Raw genomic sequence first — 20,059 nt, forward strand, 5'->3', positions numbered from 1 at the left:
TTGCCTGACTCATCCAGTTTTCATCCGGCCGCGGCTTCGTCCGGGCCCGCGGGGGAGCCCGGCGCAGACGCGCCCGGCGTACGGCGCGGGTCCGGCGTCGGCGTGTCGTCGCGCGCGCCGTGCGGCCGGTGCGCTTCGGCACGCGCCGGACGGGCGCGCAGCACGGCGAGCGCTCGCGCGGCCAGCTCGTACGTCGTGTCGGGCAGCGCGTAGGGCGCCGCATCGGGACGGGCGGTATCGAGCAGCACCTCCCATGCCATGCGCGGCGCGGGCGCGGAGAACGTCACCGCACCCTGCGAAGCGTTCAGCATCATCAACAATACTTCCATTTGGCCGTGGAGTCCCGCTCCTGCGCGCCGCATCGTGAATGCGCTCGCTTCCGGGTCGTGCCAGGCCTCGGGCGAGAGCGGCTCGCCGCGTTCGTCGAACCAGTCGATGTCGTGCACGCCGGGCATCAGTTCGCGCTCGCCAAACAAAAAGCGCGTTTCGCGCAGCAGCGGGTGTTCGCGGCGCAGCGCGATCACCCGCGCGGCGAAACGCGTCATGGCCTTGCCCTGGGGCGTGTCGGCGAGCGCCCAGTCGAACCACGAAATATCGTTGTCCTGGCAGTACGCATTGTTGTTGCCGCGCTGCGTGCGGCAGGACTCGTCGCCCGCGAGCAGCATGGGCGTGCCGAGCGCGATAAGGAGCGTGGCCATCATCGAGCGGGCCACGCGCGCGCGCGTGGCGAGGATGGCCGGGTCGTCGGTGGGGCCTTCCACGCCCCAGTTCGCGCTCCAGTTTTCATTGTGGCCGTCGCGGTTCTCCTCGCCGTTGGCCTCGTTGTGCTTGCGCTCGTATGAAACGAGGTCGGCGAGCGTGAAGCCGTCGTGCGAGGTGACGAAATTGATCGATGCCCACGGCCGGCGTTTGCGTTTGTCGAACAGGTCCGCGCTGCCGGTCAGGCGTGCCGCGAGGTCCGCGCGCTGGCCCGGCGCGCCGCGCCAGTAGCGCCGCACGCTGTCGCGAAAACGGTCGTTCCATTCGGAAAAGCCGGGCGGATGGTTGCCTAGCTGGTAGCCGCCAGGGCCCACGTCCCACGGCTCGGAGATCAGCTTGCATTGCGACAGTACGGGGTCCTGGCGCAGCACGTCGAAGAACCCGCCGTTCGGGTCGAAGCCCGCGTGTTCGCGCCCGAGCGTCACGCCAAGGTCGAAGCGAAAGCCGTCGATGCCGTATGACGTGGCCCAGTGGCGTAGCGAGTCGGCGACCATCTGCAGCACGCGCGGATGCGAAAGGTCGAGCGTGTTGCCGCAGCCCGTGTCGTTGATGAAGTGGCGCTCGTCGCCGGGCACGCAGCGGTAATAGCTGGCGTTGTCGAGGCCGCGCCACGAAACGGTGGGGCCCATTTCGCCGCCTTCGCACGTGTGGTTGTAGACCACGTCGAGAAAGACTTCGATACCCGCCGCATGCAGCTGCCGTACGGCAATGCGCATTTCGTCGGTGCCATAGCCCACCAGGTAGCTAGGCTCGGGCGCGAAGAACGCGGCCGAGTTGTAGCCCCAGTAGTTGCGCAGTCCACGATCGATCAGAAACCGCTCGGAGAGAAACGCGTGCACCGGCAAGATCTCGATGGCCGTCACGCCGAGCTTGTGCAGATGCTCGATGAAACGCGGCGCGGCAAGACCTGCAAACGTGCCGCGCATGTGCGTGCGCAAGTCATGACGCAGCATCGAGAGCCCGCGCAGATGCGCCTCGTAAATCACGGTGTCGCCCCACGGCGTATTGGGCCGCCGGTCGCGCGACCAGTCGAAGTTGTCGTTCACCACGACGCATTTGGGCATGGCGGGCGCGGAATCGCGCCGGTCGATCGAGAGGTCCACGCGGTTCGAATGCGCGCGATAACCGTACAGCGTGTCCGACCAGCGGAACTGGCCGAGGAGTTGCTTCGCGTACGGGTCCAGCAGCAACTTGTGCGGGTTGAAGCGGTGCCCCAGATGCGGTTGATACGCGCCATGCGCGCGCAGGCCATAGACCGTGCCCGGATGGGCTCCAGGAAGATAGCCGTGCCACACCTCGTCGGTACATTCGGGCAGCGTGTAGCGAGTGCGCTCCTTGCGGCCGGTGGGGTCGAAGAGGCACAGCTCGATGCGCCAGGCGTGGGCCGAGAACACGGCGAAGTTGGTGCCAAGGCCGTCCCACGTCGCCCCGAGCGGCCAGGGGGAGCCGGGCAGCAGACGCTCAGGCGGACCGTTTGCCATGACGATGCTCCATGTGTTGTTCTTCGTTTTGCATCGGTTTCCTGATCAAATCCCCCCGCCGCGCAGCCTTATCGGCGCAGACGCAGGATCAGCGTGCCAAGCGGCGGCAGAACGAGCGCGGCCGACTGCGGCTTGCCGTGGCTCGCCACGCCCTCGGTGGCAACGAGACCCCCGTTGCCCATGTTCGAGCCGCCGTACACTTCGGCGTCGGTGTTGAGCGCTTCTTCCCACTGGCCCGGCTGCGGCATGCCGATACGGTAGCCGTGGCGAGGCACCGGTGTGAAGTTGCAGATGACCACGATTTCGCGGCCCGAGCCGTCTACGCGGCGCCACGCGAGCACGCTGTTTTCGTTGTCGTCGGCAACCAGCCACTCGAAGCCGCCGGGTTCCGAGTCGAGCGTGTAGAGCGCGGGTTCGCCCGCGTACAGGCGGTTGAGGTCGCGCACGAGCGTTTGCACGCCGCGGTGCAACGGGTCGTCGAGCAGGTTCCAGTGGGGCGTGCCGTCGTGATCGAATTCGGCCATCTGCCCGAACTCGCCGCCCATGAAGAGCAGCTTCTTGCCCGGGTGCGCCCACATGAAGCCGAAATACGCGCGCAGGTTTGCGAACTTCTGCCAGCGGTCGCCCGGCATCTTGCCGAGCAGCGACCCCTTGCCGTGCACCACCTCGTCATGCGAAAGCGGCAGCACGAAGCGTTCGGACCACGCGTAGACCATCGCGAACGTCATCAGGTGATGGTGATAGCGGCGATAAACGGGGTCTTCCTGCATGTAGTGCAGCGTGTCGTGCATCCAGCCCATGTTCCACTTGAACTGGAAGCCGAGGCCGCCATCCTCTGGGCGTGCCGTGACGCCCGGCCATGCTGTGGATTCCTCAGCAATGGTGATGACGCCCGGGCGCTGCGGAACGTATTGCGTTTCATGATTGAGGCGCTTGAGGAACGCGATCGATTCGAGATTTTCGCGGCCGCCATAGAGGTTGGGCACCCATTCGCCTTGCGCGCGCGAATAGTCGCGGTAGAGCATCGAGGCGACCGCGTCCACGCGCAGCCCATCCACGTGATAACGCACGAGCCAGGCGAGACCCGACGCGATCAGGAACGCGCTCACCTCGCGGCGTCCCAGGTTGTAGATCATCGTGTTCCAGTCGGGGTGATAGCCCTCGCGCGGGTCGGCGTGCTCGTAGAGCGCCGTGCCGTCGAAATCGACGAGACCGTGCGCGTCATTCGGAAAGTGCGCGGGCACCCAGTCGAGAATCACGCCAAGTCCCGCTTCGTGCGCGCGATCGACGAACGCCGCAAAGTCTACCGGCGCGCCAAGCCGCGCGGTGGGTGCGAACTGCGAAAGCGGCTGATAGCCCCACGAGCCGCCAAACGGATGCTCCGCCACAGGCATCAATTCGATGTGCGTAAAGCCCATGCCCTGCGCGTAGGGGATCAGACGCTCGGCGAGCGTGCTCCAGTCGGGCGCGGGAGCATCGGCGCCTTGTGTGGGCAGCCACGAGGGCGCGTGCACCTCGTAGACCGACATGGCCGCGCGCGCGTTCTGGCGTTCGGCGCGTGTTAGCAGCCACTCCTGGTCGCGCCACGCGTAATGGTCGATTGCTTCGACGGGCGCGACGATCGACGCCGTGCCCGGTGGGCATTCCGTCTGCAGCGCGCAGGGGTCGGCCTTGAGCGGGAGGACGACGCCGCGCGCACCAAGGATCTCGTACTTGTAGCGAGCGCCGGGGGCCACACGGGGAATGAAAAGCTCCCATACGCCCGCTTCGTGGCGCAGCCGCATGGGGTGACGCCGCCCATCCCACGCGTTGAAGTCGCCCACCACGGAAACGCGCTTCGCATTCGGCGCCCAGACCGCGAAGCGCACGCCGGGCACACCGTCGCACGTCAAGGGCCGCGCGCCGAGACATTCGAGCACCGCGTAGGGGTCGCCGTCGGCGAGACGCACGAGCGCTTCGTGCGAGAGTTGCGGTGCAAAAGAATAGGTATCCTCTATTTCCTGACTTACGCCGTGCCAGTCGACCACGAGACGGTACGGCACCGCCTCTGCGAGCGGCCCTGCATAGAGTCCCGCCGGATGCACGAGCGACAGTTCGCCGAGCGTATGGGCGCGGTCGCGCGCCACCACGCTCGCGCCGGAGGCGTTTGGCAGCCACGCGCGCACGTAGGGCGCGCCGTCCACCCAGTGCAGCCCGAGCACGGCGAAAGGATCGGCGTGGTAGGCGCCGGCGAGCGCGTCGGCGTCGTGCGGATTCAGGCCGGCTTGGGGCGCGCGGTCAACCATGGCCACCTCCGCCGCCATGCGTTTGCGTGTGCTGCGTGGACTGCGTGGGCGGGAGCCCGAGCACGCGCGCTGCCAGCGCGGCGAGGCCGCGCACCGGCAGTGCGAGCCAGGTGGGGCGGTTCGCCGCCTCGTAGCGGATTTCGTACGCCGCCTTCTCGATCAGGAACAGGTCGAGCAGCGCCTGCTCCTGCGAAGCGCTCACGAGCGTGAGCGGACCTTCGGCCACGGCCGCGCGGTATTGGCTCAAGAACGCTTCCGCCGCATAACCGCGGAAGCGTTCGAAGAGGGCGCGCTTGCGATCGACGACTTGCTGCGGTGCGTTTTCGAGCGTCGATTGCGCTGCCGCGCCCGCGTACGAGAGCGAGCGCAGCAGGCCCGCCACGTCGCGCAGCGGCGAGGTCTTCGCGCGCCGGTATTCGAGCGCGCGCGCGGGCTCGCCTTCGAAGTCGATCAGATAGGCGTCGCCCTGCGAAAGCAGGACCTGGCCCAGGTGGAAATCGCCGTGGATGCGAATGCGTACGGCCTTCGTGTCGTCCGGCACGAGTTCGTCGACTTTCGCGACGAGCGCCTTGCGGCGATCGATCAGGCTGCGCGCGAGGTCGCGGGCGTCTTCGTCGAGCGTCTGTTCGTCCTCGCCCGTATGCCGCGCGACGATGTCGAGCGCTTCGTTGAGCATGGTCTTCGTGTCGGCAACCCACGCACGCACGTCGCCGGGCGTGGCGGCAACGGGTGAGAAGGCTTCATCGTCGCTGGGCCGCGAGAGTAACGCATGCAGTTCGCCGAGACGCTTGCCAATGGCGCCGATCACCGTGCAGTAGCCTTGAACGGCTTCTTCCTCGTGTGCCTGATCGACGCTCGTGTCGTCGTCCATGGCGAGCGCGAGTTCGTCGATCGTGCGGCGCAGATAGTCGAGCGCCCAGTCCCACGCGTTGCCCTGGTTGTCGATGAAACCCTGCACGATGATGAGCGTGTGCGGCACCCCAGCAGGGTCGACGCGCACCACTTCGCCATAAAGCGGCGCCGTGTTCGCGTAGCCGAGTTTCGTGAGGTAGCGGCTCATTTCCGCTTCGGGGTGCACGCCCGCCATCAGCCGGCGCACGATCTTGAGCACGAGGGTTTCGGCGATCACGAGCGAGCTGTTGCTCTGCTCAGCGGCGAGCCAGCGCACTTCCGGCGTGTCGCCCAGGTCCAGTTCGTCGAGGCGTTCTGTCGGCTCGAAGCGGATGGTGCTCTGCTGCACCGTGGGCACCGCGGCGCGCTCGCGCAGCTTGCGCAGCACACCATAGGCGAACCACGGCAGCGAGAACGCGTCGGTCAAATAGCCCACGGTGCGGCCGCGCCGCACGCGCGAGAGCGCGAGCTGTATGTGCAGCGGCGTGGTGATCTCGGTGCCCCACGTGATGGCGATAGGGAGTACATAGCGTTCGCTCGTGCCATCCGCGAGTTCCGCTTCGATTTCCGTGAACGCGAAGCCCGCGCCGTAGATCGTCGTCAGTGCCGCGAGGCGCACGGCGCGCAGCGGCTTGTCCTTCGAGGCGAACCAGCGGCGCCGCGAGAGCCACGACGGCAGCACTTCGGATTCGAGCAGCCGCACGTTTTCAGGCGTCGCGCCCGCCTGGCCTTCACGCAGCACCACCGTCACGAACTCGGGCAATTGCTCGGAGGTCGGCTGGCTCCAGGAAGGCCGCTGATCGCCGGCGCTCAGGAGGAACCACAGGAAGCCGTAGGGCGGGAAGGTCAGCAGATAGGGGAGCTGACCAACCGCCGGGAACACGGAATCCGCCGTCATTTCCACGGGGGACATGCCTGCGAATTCGGAAAGATCGAGCTCCACCGCCTGCGGCGCGCGCGAGAGATTCGCCACGCACAGGATCGGCGCTTCACCGGGCATTTCGCGCAGGTACGCGAGAATCTTGCGGTTTGCGGGGCGCAGGAAGCGGATCGTCCCGCGGCCGAACGCCTGCCTGGCCCGGCGCGTGGCGAGCATGCGGCGCGTCCAGTTGAGCAGCGAATGCGGATCGCGGCTTTGCGCTTCGACGTTGATGGCGTCGTAACCGTAGAGGGAGCCCATGAGCGGCGGCAGCACGAGCTGTTCCGGATCGGCGCGCGAAAAGCCGCCGTTGCGGTCCGACGACCACTGCATCGGCGTGCGTACGCCGTCGCGGTCGCCCAGGTGAATGTTGTCGCCCATGCCGAGTTCGTCGCCGTAATAGATCACCGGCGTGCCGGGCATGGAGAGCAGCAGCGAGTTGATGAGTTCGATGCGGCGGCGGTCGCGCTCCATGAGCGGCGCGAGGCGCCGGCGAATGCCGAGATTCAGGCGCGCGCGGCGGTCGCTCGCGTAGGTGTTCCAGAGGTAATCGCGCTCGGAGTCCGTGACCATTTCGAGCGTGAGTTCGTCGTGATTGCGCAGGAAGATCGCCCACTGGCAGGTTGGCAGCAAGTCGGGCGTCTGCTTCATGATGTCGAGGATCGGGAAGCGGTCCTCGCTCGCAATCGCCATATAGAGGCGCGGCATGAGCGGGAAGTGGAACGCCATGTGGCATTCGTCTTCGTTGCCGAAGTACTCCTGCACATCTTCCGGCCACTGGTTCGCTTCGGCCAGCAGCATGCGGTTCGGGTAGTGCTCGTCAATCGCCGCGCGGATGCGCTTCAGAATACCGTGCGTTTCGGGCAGGTTCTCGTTGTTCGTGCCTTCACGCTCCACGAGGTAAGGCACGGCGTCCAGACGCAGCCCGTCTATGCCCATGTCGAGCCAGAAACGCATGACCTGCAGCACTTCGCGCAGCACGGCCGGATTGTCGAAGTTCAGGTCGGGCTGGTGCGAATAGAAGCGGTGCCAGTAATACGCGCCAGCCACGGGGTCGTGCGTCCAGTTCGACGCTTCCGTGTCGATGAAGATGATGCGCGTACCCTGGTACTTTTGGTCGGTGTCGGACCACACGTAGTAGTTGCGATGATTCGAGCCGGGCTTCGCGCGGCGCGCGCGCTGGAACCACGGATGCTGGTCCGAGGTATGGTTGATGACCAGTTCGGTGATCACGCGGATGCCGCGCGCGTGCGCTTCCTGAATGAAGCGGCGCACGTCGGCGAGCTGCCCGTAGTCCGGGTGCACGTTGCGATAGTCGGCGATGTCGTAGCCGTCGTCGCGGCGCGGCGAGGGGTAGAACGGCAGCAGCCAGATGGCCGTCACGCCCAGGCCCGCAATGTAGTCGAGCTTCGCGAGCAGGCCGGGGAAATCGCCTACGCCGTCGTTGTTCGAATCGAAGAACGACTTCACGTGCACCTGGTAGATGATCGCGTCCTTGTACCAGAGCGGGTCGTCGGAAAGCATCGACGGCTTGCCGCGCCGTTGCGCGGCGCGTTCCTCGTGGTGCGGGTCTTGTGCGGTCGAGTCTCGCGTGACGGTCTGCACGTTGGTTGCCACAGGCTCGTGCGTAGCGGGGTCGCGTTTCATGTCGCTCCTCCGGGCGGGAAGTCGGCGTCGAGTTCGGGATGGCCCTCGATGTGCTCATCGTATTCAGCAGCATGTTCGGGCAGCGGTTCTTCGCGCGGCAGGCCCTTCGCAGGCTCGATACGCCAGATCGCGAATGGGCGCGCATGCGGGTCGAGCCGCACGTGCTGCCAGCGCCCGTGCCACTCGAAGCGCTCGCCCGTCATTTCGTCGACGACGCTGAGCGCCGCGTGGTCGTCGAGGTGCCAGCGCTGGAACGTCGCCCACGAGAGTTCGAAGTCGGCGCCCTGCTCGCTGAAGGCGTCGAGATTGATGGCCACGACGAGCACGTTGTCGCGCGCGGGCGTGGCCTTCTCGAAGCAGAGCAGCGAGTCGTTGCGCGCGTCGAGGAACGTGATGCCAAGATGGGTTTGCAGTGCAGGGTTGGCGCGCCGTATGCGATTGAGTTCGGCGATCTCCGCGACGATATTGCCGGGACGATGCCAGTCCCAGGCGCGCAACTGATATTTTTCGGAGTCCAGATATTCCTCCGAATTGGGCAGCGCGCGTCCTTCGCACAGTTCGAAGCCGCAATACACGCCCCACAGCCCGGAAAGCGTCGCGGCTAGCGCCGCGCGAATCAGAAAGCTCGAGCGCGCGCCGGTCTGCAAATGGCGCGGATTGATGTCGGGCGTGTTGACGAAGAAGTTCGGCCGATAGAAGTCGCGCACGTCGGTTTGCGTGAGTTCCGTGAGGTACTCCGTGAAATCGCGCTTCGATTCGCGCCACGTGAAGTAGGTGTACGACTGCGAGAAGCCGAGCTTGGCGAGCCGGTACATGAGGCGCGGCCGCGTGAAGGCTTCGGAGAGGAAGATCACGTCGGGGTGGCGCCCGCGCACGTCGGCGATCATCCATTCCCAGAACGGCAGCGGCTTCGTGTGCGGGTTGTCCACGCGGAAAATGCGTACGCCGGTGTCCACCCAGAACAGAATTGCGTCGCGCAGCGCGAGCCACAAATCGGGCTTCGCGTCGTGCGCGTAGAACTCGGGGTTCACGATGTCCTGATACTTCTTCGGCGGGTTTTCGGCGTAGCGCAGCGTGCCGTCGGGCCGCCATGCGAACCAGGTGGGATGCGCCTTCAACCACGGGTGATCCGGCGAGCATTGAATCGCGAAATCGAGTGCGATTTCGAGGCCTTGTTCGTGCGCCGCGGCGAGCATGCGGCAGAAGTCCTCGAGCGTGCCCAATTGCGGATGCACGGCGGTATGGCCGCCTTCGGCCGCGCCGATTGCGTAGGGGCTGCCCACGTCGCCGGGCTGCGCATTGAGCGAGTTGTTGCGCCCTTTGCGGTTGGCGAGGCCGATGGGGTGGATCGGCGGGAAGTACAGCACGTCGAAGCCCATTTCGCGAATGCGCGGCATCTTCGCGATCACGTCGTCGAAGGTGCCGTGGCGCGATTCGTCGTCGCTCATCGAGCGCGGGAAGATTTCGTACCAGCTTGCGAAGCGCGCCGCGGTGCGCTCCACCTCCACGCGACCCACGATCGTGTCGCGCGAAAGGAACGGGCGGTGGTGCGCGGCGCGCACCGCGGCCGCCGTGGAAGGCGCGGCGATGATCGCGCAACGTGTTTCGGTGTCCGCAGCAATAAAGCGCTTGACGATGGCATCGAGTGTTTCGTTGATGCGCTTCTGGTCGTCGTCGCCCGTGCCCGATGTTTCGGCCGTGGCGAGCACGAGAGCGAACAGGCGGCTCGCTTCCTCCAGCTCCAGATCGACAGGCTGGTTCGCCACGCGCTTCTTGTGCAGATGTTCGGCGAGCGAGGCGAAGTCGTCGCGCCACGCAATCACGACATATTCGTAGCGTCCCACGCGATCGAGCGGAATGTGGCCCGCCCACAGGTCGGTGCCGGCGGGCGGCACGGGCGTCATGGCCGACTCGTGCCACGCGGTTTCGTCGGCGGCGCGCCAGAGCACGGCGGCGTCGATGCGGTCGTGGCCCTCGGCAAAGATCGCCGCGCGCACTTCGCAGCGTTCGCCCACGGTGCGCTTCGCGGCGAAGCGGCCGTGATCGACCGAGGGCTGTGTGCTCTCGATGGCGATGCGGGGCGCGGCGATCGCCTCGAGCACGCTCTTGTGGCCGCTCGTTGCCGTCTTGCCGCGATCTTCGGGCGGCGCGAGCACCACGAGCGGGCTCGCGAGCGCGCGGAAGATCCAGCATGCGCCCGCGGGCAGCGCGAACGTGTCGGGGATCGCGCTCGCGTCGCGCGACGCGGGCAGGCGCGCGCCGCGCAGTGTTTCGGCATCGAGCGGCGCGAAGCGCGTGAACCCGCCGGGCACGCCGTCGAGCAGGCGTGAGAGATCCACACGCACAGGCGCGGCAAGCGCGGGATTGATGAGCGTAAGCGTGGCGTCGCCCGCGTCGCGCAGGTCCGCACGGTCGCCGCGCAGGAGCGCCGCGACGCTGGCCCCCGGGCCATTGAGCGCGCGCAGCTCGCCGTTGGTTTGCAGTGTCCACGTTTCGCGTTGCAGCGCGTTGGCGTGCGCGACATCGGCACTCAGATCGAAGGGTGCGCGCGCTTTCGCGGCTTCCCACGCCTGCGCGCTGTTGCCGCTGTGCGCGGTCGCTTCGTCCACGCCGTATTCGAAGCCCATCGGCATGAGCCAGCCGGTTCCGAGCGCGGCGGATGCGCGCAACATGCGGCGATACGCGCGTTCGACGGCGCGCGCATCGGCGGCGCCTTCCTGGTCGTGCGCGTAGCGTGCGCCATAGGGCGCTTCTGGAAACGATATCGGCGAGCCCACGCGGCGCAACGCGGCGTGCTCCTCGACCATCCAGCTCGACGAAAAGTCCCACCAGCGCAGCGAGGAAAAGGCTGCGTCGAAGCCTGCACCTTCGAGGTGCGCGAGCGCCTCACGCGGCAGGCCGGGTGTCGCGGCTAGCCAGCGCGTTTGTGGAAAGCGTGCGCGTACGGCATCGAAAATCGCGCGCAGCACATGGGGCGGCGTGCGGTGCGGCGAGTCCACGCGAAAGCCGCCGACGCCCGCTTCGACGAGCGCGGTGGCGCGCGCGGTCCACCATGCAATGAGCGGTGCGCTCGCGCGCTCGAAATCGGCATAGGCGACGTTGGCTTCGCGATGGCCGTGGCGTGGGTCGAGGCGCGCGTCTTCGGGCTCGAAGGGGTGGAACCACTCAGGATGCGCGCCGTAGAGCGCACCGTCGGCGGCGCTGCGGTCGAGCACGAGATCCGCGAGCAGCGTGACGCCGCGCGATTGCGCCGCGAGGGCGAGTTCGCGCATGGCATCGTCGACGCAAAGCGGGGAGCCGAAGGCCGCGTGCAGGCGCGTATGGTCGGCGACGATGCGGTCGTCGCCCGATGCGCCCGCGGCGAACAGCGCGCCGATCAGGACGTGATCGAAGCCCAGTGACGCCGCGCGGGCGATGTGGGCCGGCCACGCGTCGAGGGGTCCTGCAAGGACGGAATGGACGAAGTAGATCCGCGGCGCATAGGCGTGGGGAGGTTCCATCGGTCGTATTCCAGGTACGTCAGGCGAAGGGGATGCACGACGGGGTGAGCCGCAATGCGATCGCGCCGCCCGGGGGCTGCCGGAGCGTGCCGCGCTGCGCGTGTGGACAGGCACCTGTTCAGAGTAGTGCAAGAGCAGGCCGGAACCAAACCGCTTGCGCCGCGTGGCGACTTGCGGGGAAGGGCAGCAAGGCACATGCCCATGATGCATGAGGGCGCGCGCCGCTGCGCGCAGATGGACATTCGCAGGGTCCTGGGCGCAAGGACAGGCGAATCGACAGGAGAAACCCGCGTGGATTGCCGGTATCCGTTGCACCGGCGAAAAAAGGAAAAAGGAAGGCTTAGCTACCGACCATGCTTGCGGCGATGTTCACGCATAGCCCTAGCACAGAAACGTTGAAATAGAACGACAAAATCGATTGCGCAAGGACACCGCGCCGCGCGCTGCGCCCGCGCAGGCCGATATCGGCGGTTTGCGAGGCGCACGCGATGGTGAACGAAAAGTACAGAAAGTCCCAGTAATTCGGCGTGAGTTTTTTGTCGGGAAACACGAGGGCGGGCTCGTTGGGATCGGAGCCGTAGTAAAGGCGCGCGTAGTGCAGCGTGAATATCGTGGGAATGAGAAACCACGCTCCGATGAGCGTTGCGCCTGTGAGCAGCGAATGCAGCACTTTCGAGGCCGTGCCGAGTTCTTTCGTCGTGCCCAGTTCGATGACGATGGCGACGATGCTCGCGACCGTGGCCGTGCAGATCAGGAACAGCACGGTGCCCGCGTTCTGGTCTTCGCGGCGGGCATTCGCGCGCACGCTCTCTTCGTTTGCGAACACCATGTGCAGCCAGATCAGCACAAGGTAGGTCCACACCGTGGCGTCCCAGCCTAGCAACACGCGCGCCGAAGTGCGGATCGAGGCGGGTGCGAACGTGCCGAGCACGATGCCCACGGCGATGGCGATCATCATGTGCGGCCGGTTGCGCAGCACCTGCGGGATGAGCTTCATGGCGTGACGCGCGAAGGGAGCGGGGTGATGAACGATTGCGGCGATTCTACCGTGCGAGGCCTCGAGCGGTAGCGCGCTGTTATGCCCGGCATGCAGGCTTTCGGTTTGTCTTATCGGGCCATAACGGGCTATATTGCTTGCGCAACGCGGCAAGGTGCTTTCGAAATCAGCGCAACGACGGGTGCATATGCAGTGATCCGCGTTCAATGACGATAGCAAACGTTTTTTCGTTGCCAGGCATCAAACGTCGCCCCTCGGGCGGCAAGGTCATGGCGGCGTGCCCTCCGATACCGTGACCGCTGCGCTCAAGACCGATCAGCCGGAACTCGCCTCGATGGTGGGCGACGTCATGCGCGCGTGGTATCTCGGTCTCGTGGGCGAGACGCCGAACGTGCAGGTGGTGGCCTTCGAAAAGGCGTTGATGTTCGACCCGGTCGACGACGTGCTCACGATTGCTTCGTATTGCCGCGACGTGTCGTTCTACAGGACGCACAAACCCGCTGGCGAATAGCGGAACAAGAAGCGAAACAACAAGCGCGCATATAGCGGATCGCGCCGGGTCCCCACAACGAAAGCCAACGGTAGAGGTCGACAACGTATGCGCAGATCGCGCAGCTTTTCGGCGGCATGGACATTGCGCTCGACGACACCTTCGCGCTCAACCATCACATCATGGGCACGACGATCATGGGCTGCGCCACGAGCTTTGAAGCGAGCCAGACGATGAAAATAGCGAAGTCCCCCGCCACGGCCACCGCCAATCACGAGCGAGACAGACGCGCGCGTGCCGCCATCGCGGCCGCGCTTTTCTGTGCCTTTGCGCTTTATATCGCGTGGCACGCGTCGCACGAATCGCAAACGCGTCCCATCGACGAACTGCCGATGTCTACGGCGCGCGGCGACGATACCTCCATACCGAATGCGGACGTGGACAAGTCCGACCTCATCAAGCGCGGCGCCTATCTCACGCGCGTAGGCGATTGCGCCGCGTGTCATACCGCCGACCCAGGCCGCCCCTTTGCGGGCGGGCGGTCCATCAGCACGCCGTTTGGAAAAATCTACACGCCGAACATCACGCCGGACCCCGACACCGGCATCGGCCAATGGAGCGATACCGACTTCGTGCGCGCGCTGCACGAAGGCATCGGCAAAGCCGGCGAGCGGCTCTATCCCGCGTTCCCTTACGTCGAATTCACGCGCATGACCGAGCAGGACATGCTCGCGATTCGCGCGTATCTGAACACGCTCGCGCCGGTGCACTACAGGCCGCCCGCGAATGAGCTGCGCTTTCCGTTCAACCAGCGCTGGCTGATGATCGTGTGGAATCTCTTCAACTTCAACGAAGGCCGCTTCGTGCCGGACCCGAAGCAAAGCCCGCAATACAACCGCGGCGCCTATCTCGTCGAAGGCCTTGCGCATTGCGAGGCGTGCCACACGCCGCGCAATTTCATGCAGGGCCTCAAGACGACCGAGCGCTTCTCGGGCGCAACGCAGGCGGGCTGGCAGGCGTACAACATCACGCCCGACCGCACGAGCGGCATTGGCAACTGGAGCGACGACGCGCTGATCGCCTACCTTTCCACGGGCATCGCCGCGGGCCACGCGAGCGCAGCGGGCCCGATGGCAGATGTTGTCCAGCATTCGACGCAATATCTGAAGTACGAAGACTTGCGCTCGATCGTGGCGTATCTGCGTGCGCTGCCGCCGGTTTCGGGCGGCGTGACGCGGCCGCGCGATGCGTGGGGCATGCCGGCCGCTGACGACATTACCAGCCTGCGCGGCACGGCCGTCACCACCGTCAGCGGCCTGCAGCTCTTCGCGGTGAACTGCGCGAGCTGCCACCGCTGGACCGGCGAGGGCGTGGGGGGAAACGTGCTGGGAGCGCTTCCATCGCTCATTCACAACAGCGTGGTGGGCGCGCCGAGCCCGGACAACCTCGCGATGGTGATCCTGCACGGCGTGAGGCGCCAAACGAAGGACAGCGACATGCTGATGCCAGCGTTCGCTGATGAATTGAACAACGAACAGGTGGCGGCCATTTCCAACTACGTGACGAAGCGGTTTGGCAACCCGCAGGCCACGCTCACGGCCGATCAGGTCGCGGCGCTGCGCGCTCAGCCCCAGTAATTCCGGGGGGCGCGGGGACTTTGCGCCACGCGCACGCTGGCGGCAACACCAGCGACGGCCACAAGCGCGTATGCTGTAAGAGCAGGCACGCCGCTTGCGTGCAGTCTGCCTCGTGACGCGCCCCTCGCAATCGAGGTCGAAACGATATTTGGCGCTCATATGGCCCACTCACACAGCGCTATGATGAAGTGATGACGCATACACCTGACGCTCTCGTGCAGCACCATGCCGCCAACCTTGCAGGTCGCGATTTCGTTGTAGGCGACTTGCATGGTTGCGTGGAGGCGTTGCGCTATCTTTTGCGCGAAGTGGAGTTCGACACGGCGCGGGACCGGCTGTTTTCGGTGGGTGATCTCGTTGACCGGGGCGAACGCGAGCAGTGCGAACAGGCGCTCGCGTTGCTCGATAAACCATGGTTCTACGCCGTGCTCGGCAATCACGAAGACGCGTTGTGCGCCGTGGCCGAAGGGCGTATGCCGCGCAATCGCTGGTATGGCATCGGCGGCGGCTGGGCGCAGAGCGTGCCTGACGCCGAACTCGTGAAGTATGCGCACCGGCTGCGTCAATTGCCGCTGGCACGCGTGGTGGGTGAAGGCGAAAAGCGCTTCAACATCATTCACGCAGAGTTTTTCGGCGACGATGCTGCACTCGACAGCGGCCAGTTCAATTCCGAAGTGCGCGAGCGCATGCTGTGGGGACGCGATCTCGTGCTCGGCACTGGCGATCCGGCGCGCCACGCGCTCTCGCTCACGTTCTGCGGGCATACGCCGGTGCGTGAAGTGCGGCAGATCGGCTCGCAGGTGTTCATCGACACCGGCGCGTTCATTACCGAAGGACGCCTTACCATGGTCGAGGCGCTCACGTCGCGCATCTGGTCGGTCTCGCAGGTCGAAGCGCTCGCACACGGCGCGGCCGCGATCGTGCTGCCCTGAGGCTTGCCTTCGGGCTACACGATGCGGTTCAACTCGAACACCATGTCGATGATGTGCCCATTCCAGTTGTATTCCAGATACGCCGCGTGATGGCACGCGCGCAGCAGCGTCGTGCTGAGCGCGGCGAGGCATTCGCCGTCCTCGTCGCGCACCGACGGATACGCAATGCCGGGCGCACGCGCCTCGCGGGCGGCGCGGCCTAGCGCCTGGCCGGCTGTGTAGTCGTCGGGCGAGAGCACGCTCGGGTCGAGCGCGGGGTCGCCGCGCAAATCGATCACCTCGCCCTGCGCCATCACTGTGTAGAGCCGCATTTGCTGCCGGATGGGCGGCTCATTCGTGGCCGCAAGAAAAAGCGCCGAGTGATAGCGTGTTTCCGCTACGGCGGTGGCACGCGAGCGCGCGCAGTAGAACACGCCGTAGGTGCCGTCGGAAAAACGGCTGCCCTGCGGATTCAGATGCGTGAAGGCCGCCATGATCGGGCCATAGCCCGGGCCGAAGCGGCGTTCCTCGCGTGGCACGAGGTCGAGGTCGCCGGTTTCGGTGCGCAGGCGGTCGTTGGTGAGCGCTTCGAGCGCATAGAGCGCCTCGAAGTCCTCGACAGAGGCCACGCGGTCGAACAGGTTCACGGCCGGAAAACGAGTGGGAATCACCCTGAACGCGGGTGACCAGGTGAGCTGCGCGCTGCGCCAGCGGTCTTGCCAGTTCGATTGCGTCACGCCCAGCCGCCTCGCATTGCGTCGAGATACTGGCGCACCGCCACGAGGTCGCTGACATTGCCGGCCAGCATGCGGTCAAGCGCGCGCCGGCCGCCAAAGGGCGGCGCGCTGTTGGGGCGCTTGATCCAGGTGTCGGCGGAGGTGGGTTGGGGCAGGAGAATCTGCAGCGCCTTATAGATGCCGAGTAGCAGCGAAAGGCGTTCGAGTGTGTCGCGGCCAAGCCGGGCGGTTTGCGGGGACTGCTTCCACTTGAAGAACGTGGATCGGCCCGGCGAGCCGAGCAGAGTAATCTGCTCTTCGGCGCTCAGGTCCCAGTCGCTCGCAATTCGGAAGAATGCCCTGAGCCCCGCCGCCGACATTTCGGTGAGCGATGGCTCGGCGCCGGGGCGGCGCGACGGCGTAACGGAGGCAGTGGCAGGTGGCATGGTGGTCGAGTCCCGAAATGAACTTTTAGTTGATATTAGTCCATATGTAGATTATTGCAAGTTTTGACTCGGTATAATCCTCGCCGGACATCGAGACGGCATATGGGGAGAGACGAGGTGCGGGCAGGCGTATTGATGGTTGCGGCAATGATGCTTGCCGCGCCGGTGTGGGCATCGGGGCAGGCGAAAACGGCAGGGGCGCATGGGGCGCACGCATCCAAAGCGCGCGGCGCGCATGGTGCTGGGGCTTCGCACACGACTGGACGCTCTACACATGTAGGCGCTTCCGCGCATGCGAGCGCCCCGCACCACGCCGTGAAGGCCGGCAAGCCATCGCACGATAAGGGTCACACCGCGGCGCAGCGGCATACGCCCGGTGACGTCCATGCGGCGGCACGAACGCATCATCCGGCTTCTGGCGCGGCACCCGCGCCCAAAACGGTCACGCAAAAGCGGCCCGCGCCGAAGCCGGCCGCGGTGCGTCCCGCGCCGCATCGCAAGCTCGTGGTGGATGCGCCGCCGCCGCACATCCAGCGCGCGATTCCCGCGCCGCACGCACTGCCGCCCATCCTGAGCTGAGAGTGGTTCAGCCCGTGCCGAGCCCCGAAGCGAACAATTGCAGCGTCGCGGCGGTCCTGGGCTCGCGCACCCGCGAGTGAAGCATCACTTGCGAAGCCGGCAACGCGGGCAAGCCGAGCCGCGCACCGACGTCGATGAGTTCGCGCGGCGCGACGCGGCGTGCCAGCGGCGACACCGCAAGACCCGCTGCCAGCGCGGCACCCACCGCCGCGACGCCGCCACCCACAAATACTTCCGTCCACGCCACGCCTGCGGCGTCGAGCGCGCGAACCGCCGCGGCCCGCACTGCGCACGGCGCGGCGAGCAGCGCGAGCGGCAGCGCCGTGCCGGGCTGCCACTGCCACTGCGGTGCCGCCAGCCAGACGAGCGGCTCGGCGAAGAGCCGCCGGGCATCGCCGCGCGGCGCCTCCTCTTCCTCCTGACGGACGATAACGGCATCGAGCCGCCGCTCGTCGTACTGCGCGAGCAACTGCGCGGAAAGCCCCAGATGCAGCTCGATCACGAGCCCGGGATCATGAATGCGAAGCTGGGCGAGCTGGCGGGCCAGGTTCGCGTCCGCGACATGCTCGCTCAGGCCGAGCGTGAGCCGCCGCTCGTCGCCAGAAAGCGCCCCGAGCGCGCGCTCATGCGCGCCGAGAAGGTCGCGCGCTGCGGCGAGGAACGTGAGACCGTCCGCCGAAAGCCGCACGACGCGCGGCGTGCGCTCGAGCAACTGCTTGCCCAGATGCGCTTCGAGTCGCTTGAGCTTGAGACTCACGGCCGATTGCGTGGTGTCGAGCGCGTCGGCGGCGCGCGTGAAGCTGCGCAGCTCGGCGACGAGCACGAAGGCGCGCACGGCGTCGAGATCCAGTGGTTTCATTTCAGATGAAAATGGATGAAATATCTATCTATGTCTGTTTGTGATGATAGATCGCGCCTAAGCTGATGTCACGTCAAACCCATCGAAGAAGGAGCTCGACATGCCATTCACTCGTATCGCTGTTCGTGCAGGCAAGCCCGCCACGTACCGCAAGGCGCTCACGCAGGGCATTCATCAGGCGCTCATGGAGGTTTTCAAGGCGCCCGAAGACGACATCTTCATGGTCGTCACTGAACACGATGCCGATAACTTCGTGTTCGGCCGGCATTACCTCGGGATCGAGCGCAGCGACGATCTGGTCATGATCCAGATCGCGGTGAGCAATACGCGCGGGCAGGATCAGAAGAAGGCGCTATTCGCGCAGATCGCCGAAAACCTCGCGCGCGATCCGGGGGTGAGGCGAGAGGACGTGTTCGTCAATCTCGTGGATGTCGCGCGGGAAAACTGGTCGTTTGGGAACGGGGTGGCGCAGTACGCGACCTGAGCGAGCGGTTTCGTGTTGCCGCCGTCAACGTGCCTCGCGATCGCTTTCGCGAGGCCGCCGTATTACCACTTCTTCTCGTCGAGCAGGCGGTCGAAAAGCCGTTCGCGCAACGCGTCGGGCACGGCGGAAAGCCCGAGCAGTGCGCTGAACGCAATACCGCTCGCGGCAAAGTAGCGTAGCAGCGAGAGTTCGAGATCGCGTGCCTCGGCCTGCAGCTGTTCCATCTTGGCCGTGTCCTGGGCCTTCAGGTCTTCGAGCAGCGCCGGGCTTTCGACCAGGGCCGCGAGCACCGCGCGCGCCACCGAGTCCGGCTGGTTGATCGATTCCCTGAAAATCGCGATCTGCGCCGACAGCACCGGTTCTGCGAGGGCCTCGCCGCCGGCGGCCAGGTGTTCTTGCGCGATCTGCGCAAATTGCTCCCGCTGACGATCGAGCAGCGCGCGCAGCACGCCCAGTTTGTTGCGAAACTGGTGCAGCAGCCCACCCTTGCTGATGCCGCTTTCGCGCGCGAGCGCATCGAATGTCAGGCCGCCGACTCCGTCGCGGGTCAGGATGGCAAGCGCCGCGTCAATCGCCTTTCTGCGGGAAATCTCGGAACGTGTCTGGTTATCCATGGGCGTGATTGTACCCCTGCATGATTCCGTAAACAAACCGGATAGACGGTTTACATATTTTTAGACCGATGCTACGCTTCGTCTCGTCTTGAACCCGGCCGGATGCCAGGCGGTATTCGGTCATTTTTAAAAGGATGCCTTCGTGCTCAACAGCCGCCTTCTCCCTATGTCATCGGCTTGCGTAGTATTCCTAACGTTATCCGCCTGTGCGGGCGTGCAGCCCGTTGCCTATGGCAGCCTCGCCTCATCTTCCCAACTCAAGGAGAACCGGGACAGCGACGCCGCCCAAACGCCGTTCCGGTACGCGGCGCCGGTGCTCTGGTCGCGCTATTCGCAGGTCATCGTCGATCCGGTCGTGGTGTATCAAGGCGGCGACAATCAGTTCGGCGACTTGTCGGATTCGGACAAGGACGTGCTCGCCGCCTACATGCACAAGACGTTTGCCGATACGCTGTCGAGGCGCTTCGACCTCGCGAACGAGCCTTCGCCCGCTACGCTGCGCGTGAAGCTCACGTTGACCGGCGCGGAAAAAACGACTGCCGTGATCGGCCAGGCAATGCACTTCGACATCGCGGGCAATCTCTACAACGGTGTACAGGCGATCAGGGGCGGCAAGGGGGCGTTCAGCGGATCGGTGTCGTATGCCGTGGAGGTTTACGACAGTGCGTCGGGCCGTCTGCTGCGCGCCTATGTGACGAAGCAATACCCGAATGCGATGAATCTGGCCGCCGCATTCGGCACCCTGAGTGCGGCGAGGACCGGCATCGACAAGGGCGCCGATGCGCTCGTCGAGCAGCTGCGCTAACGGGCGCGCGGTCGTGAGGGCGTTGTGAATGTCCGTCGG

15 protein-coding genes are annotated in these 20,059 nt (G+C 65.8%); 6 read left to right on the forward strand and 9 right to left on the reverse strand.

Annotated elements, in window-relative coordinates; genetic code table 11:
- Window positions 1–20: 20 nt before the first annotated feature.
- From glgX to U5A65_RS09730, 5 genes are all read right to left on the reverse strand, one after another.
- Entirely contained in the window at window positions 21–2,240 is a 2,220-nt protein-coding gene (gene glgX / locus U5A65_RS09710; protein WP_321933841.1) for a glycogen debranching protein GlgX, read from the reverse strand.
- A 68-nt stretch (window positions 2,241–2,308) separates the two neighbouring features.
- Window positions 2,309–4,525 carry a 1,4-alpha-glucan branching protein GlgB gene (glgB, locus tag U5A65_RS09715; protein ID WP_321946124.1) on the reverse strand — a complete coding sequence of 739 codons (2,217 nt, stop codon included), beginning with the start codon at window positions 4,523–4,525 and terminating at the stop codon, window positions 2,309–2,311.
- Window positions 4,518–7,859 (reverse strand): maltose alpha-D-glucosyltransferase, encoded by a 3,342-nt coding sequence (treS, locus tag U5A65_RS09720; protein WP_321946442.1) that lies wholly within the window; start codon window positions 7,857–7,859, stop codon window positions 4,518–4,520. Before treS ends, glgB begins: the two co-directional genes overlap by 8 nt.
- 119 nt (window positions 7,860–7,978) lie before the next feature.
- The gene (locus tag U5A65_RS09725) at window positions 7,979–11,482 is read right to left on the reverse strand and encodes a maltotransferase domain-containing protein (RefSeq protein ID WP_321946125.1); all 3,504 of its coding nucleotides are present in this window, start codon (window positions 11,480–11,482) and stop codon (window positions 7,979–7,981) included.
- A 340-nt stretch (window positions 11,483–11,822) separates the two neighbouring features.
- Window positions 11,823–12,479, reverse strand: a complete 657-nt coding sequence (locus U5A65_RS09730; protein WP_321909759.1) for a DUF1345 domain-containing protein — start codon at window positions 12,477–12,479, stop codon at window positions 11,823–11,825.
- Between the two features lie 277 nt (window positions 12,480–12,756).
- Between U5A65_RS09730 and U5A65_RS09735 the strand changes: the two genes are divergently transcribed.
- The 3 genes from U5A65_RS09735 (at window position 12,757) to U5A65_RS09745 (ending at window position 15,538) form a co-directional block, all read left to right on the forward strand.
- Window positions 12,757–12,990, forward strand: a complete 234-nt coding sequence (locus U5A65_RS09735; protein ID WP_415764506.1) for a sugar dehydrogenase complex small subunit — start codon at window positions 12,757–12,759, stop codon at window positions 12,988–12,990.
- 212 nt (window positions 12,991–13,202) lie between these two features.
- Window positions 13,203–14,606 (forward strand): c-type cytochrome, encoded by a 1,404-nt coding sequence (locus U5A65_RS09740; protein WP_415764710.1) that lies wholly within the window; start codon window positions 13,203–13,205, stop codon window positions 14,604–14,606.
- A 191-nt stretch (window positions 14,607–14,797) separates the two neighbouring features.
- Window positions 14,798–15,538, forward strand: coding sequence for a metallophosphoesterase (locus U5A65_RS09745; protein ID WP_321909753.1), 741 nt, complete (start codon window positions 14,798–14,800; stop codon window positions 15,536–15,538).
- A gap of 14 nt (window positions 15,539–15,552) precedes the next feature.
- On the opposite strand, the gene U5A65_RS09750 is transcribed toward U5A65_RS09745, so the two are convergent.
- A complete protein-coding gene (locus tag U5A65_RS09750) occupies window positions 15,553–16,254 on the reverse strand; it encodes an RES family NAD+ phosphorylase (RefSeq protein ID WP_321909752.1) in 702 nt (233 codons plus the stop codon).
- Entirely contained in the window at window positions 16,251–16,679 is a 429-nt protein-coding gene (locus tag U5A65_RS09755) for an MbcA/ParS/Xre antitoxin family protein (protein WP_321909749.1), read from the reverse strand. Before U5A65_RS09755 ends, U5A65_RS09750 begins: the two co-directional genes overlap by 4 nt.
- 102 nt (window positions 16,680–16,781) lie before the next feature.
- Between U5A65_RS09755 and U5A65_RS09760 the strand changes: the two genes are divergently transcribed.
- Window positions 16,782–17,258, forward strand: a complete 477-nt coding sequence (locus U5A65_RS09760; protein ID WP_321909747.1) for a hypothetical protein — start codon at window positions 16,782–16,784, stop codon at window positions 17,256–17,258.
- Window positions 17,259–17,265: 7 nt separating this feature from the next.
- Here U5A65_RS09760 and U5A65_RS09765 read toward each other — a convergent pair whose 3' ends face one another.
- Window positions 17,266–18,117 (reverse strand): LysR family transcriptional regulator, encoded by an 852-nt coding sequence (locus tag U5A65_RS09765; protein WP_321946129.1) that lies wholly within the window; start codon window positions 18,115–18,117, stop codon window positions 17,266–17,268.
- 100 nt (window positions 18,118–18,217) lie between these two features.
- Between U5A65_RS09765 and U5A65_RS09770 the strand changes: the two genes are divergently transcribed.
- Window positions 18,218–18,601 carry a tautomerase family protein gene (locus U5A65_RS09770; RefSeq protein WP_321909743.1) on the forward strand — a complete coding sequence of 128 codons (384 nt, stop codon included), beginning with the start codon at window positions 18,218–18,220 and terminating at the stop codon, window positions 18,599–18,601.
- A 62-nt stretch (window positions 18,602–18,663) separates the two neighbouring features.
- Here U5A65_RS09770 and U5A65_RS09775 read toward each other — a convergent pair whose 3' ends face one another.
- A complete protein-coding gene (locus U5A65_RS09775) occupies window positions 18,664–19,215 on the reverse strand; it encodes a TetR/AcrR family transcriptional regulator (RefSeq protein ID WP_321909742.1) in 552 nt (183 codons plus the stop codon).
- Between the two features lie 166 nt (window positions 19,216–19,381).
- On the opposite strand from U5A65_RS09775, the gene U5A65_RS09780 reads away from it, so the two are divergent.
- Entirely contained in the window at window positions 19,382–20,020 is a 639-nt protein-coding gene (locus U5A65_RS09780; RefSeq protein ID WP_321946443.1) for a DUF3313 domain-containing protein, read from the forward strand.
- The last annotated feature ends 39 nt before the right edge of the window (window positions 20,021–20,059 follow it).

Source organism: Paraburkholderia sp. J10-1, from assembly GCF_905220165.1.
Lineage (GTDB): Bacteria > Pseudomonadota > Gammaproteobacteria > Burkholderiales > Burkholderiaceae > Paraburkholderia.

Bases quoted from the DNA above. Each gene is read 5' to 3' on its own strand.
- glgX (WP_321933841.1), bottom strand. From the start codon at position 2,240: ATGGCAAACGGTCCGCCTGAGCGTCTGCTGCCCGGCTCCCCCTGGCCG.
- glgB (WP_321946124.1), bottom strand. From the start codon at position 4,525: ATGGTTGACCGCGCGCCCCAAGCCGGCCTGAATCCGCACGACGCCGAC.
- treS (WP_321946442.1), bottom strand. From the start codon at position 7,859: ATGCTTTCCGACGACCCGCTCTGGTACAAGGACGCGATCATCTACCAG.
- U5A65_RS09725 (WP_321946125.1), bottom strand. From the start codon at position 11,482: ATGGAACCTCCCCACGCCTATGCGCCGCGGATCTACTTCGTCCATTCC.
- U5A65_RS09730 (WP_321909759.1), bottom strand. From the start codon at position 12,479: ATGAAGCTCATCCCGCAGGTGCTGCGCAACCGGCCGCACATGATGATC.
- U5A65_RS09740 (WP_415764710.1), top strand. From the start codon at position 13,203: ATGAAAATAGCGAAGTCCCCCGCCACGGCCACCGCCAATCACGAGCGA.
- U5A65_RS09745 (WP_321909753.1), top strand. From the start codon at position 14,798: ATGACGCATACACCTGACGCTCTCGTGCAGCACCATGCCGCCAACCTT.
- U5A65_RS09755 (WP_321909749.1), bottom strand. From the start codon at position 16,679: ATGCCACCTGCCACTGCCTCCGTTACGCCGTCGCGCCGCCCCGGCGCC.
- U5A65_RS09760 (WP_321909747.1), top strand. From the start codon at position 16,782: ATGGGGAGAGACGAGGTGCGGGCAGGCGTATTGATGGTTGCGGCAATG.
- U5A65_RS09765 (WP_321946129.1), bottom strand. From the start codon at position 18,117: ATGAAACCACTGGATCTCGACGCCGTGCGCGCCTTCGTGCTCGTCGCC.
- U5A65_RS09770 (WP_321909743.1), top strand. From the start codon at position 18,218: ATGCCATTCACTCGTATCGCTGTTCGTGCAGGCAAGCCCGCCACGTAC.
- U5A65_RS09775 (WP_321909742.1), bottom strand. From the start codon at position 19,215: ATGGATAACCAGACACGTTCCGAGATTTCCCGCAGAAAGGCGATTGAC.
- U5A65_RS09780 (WP_321946443.1), top strand. From the start codon at position 19,382: ATGTCATCGGCTTGCGTAGTATTCCTAACGTTATCCGCCTGTGCGGGC.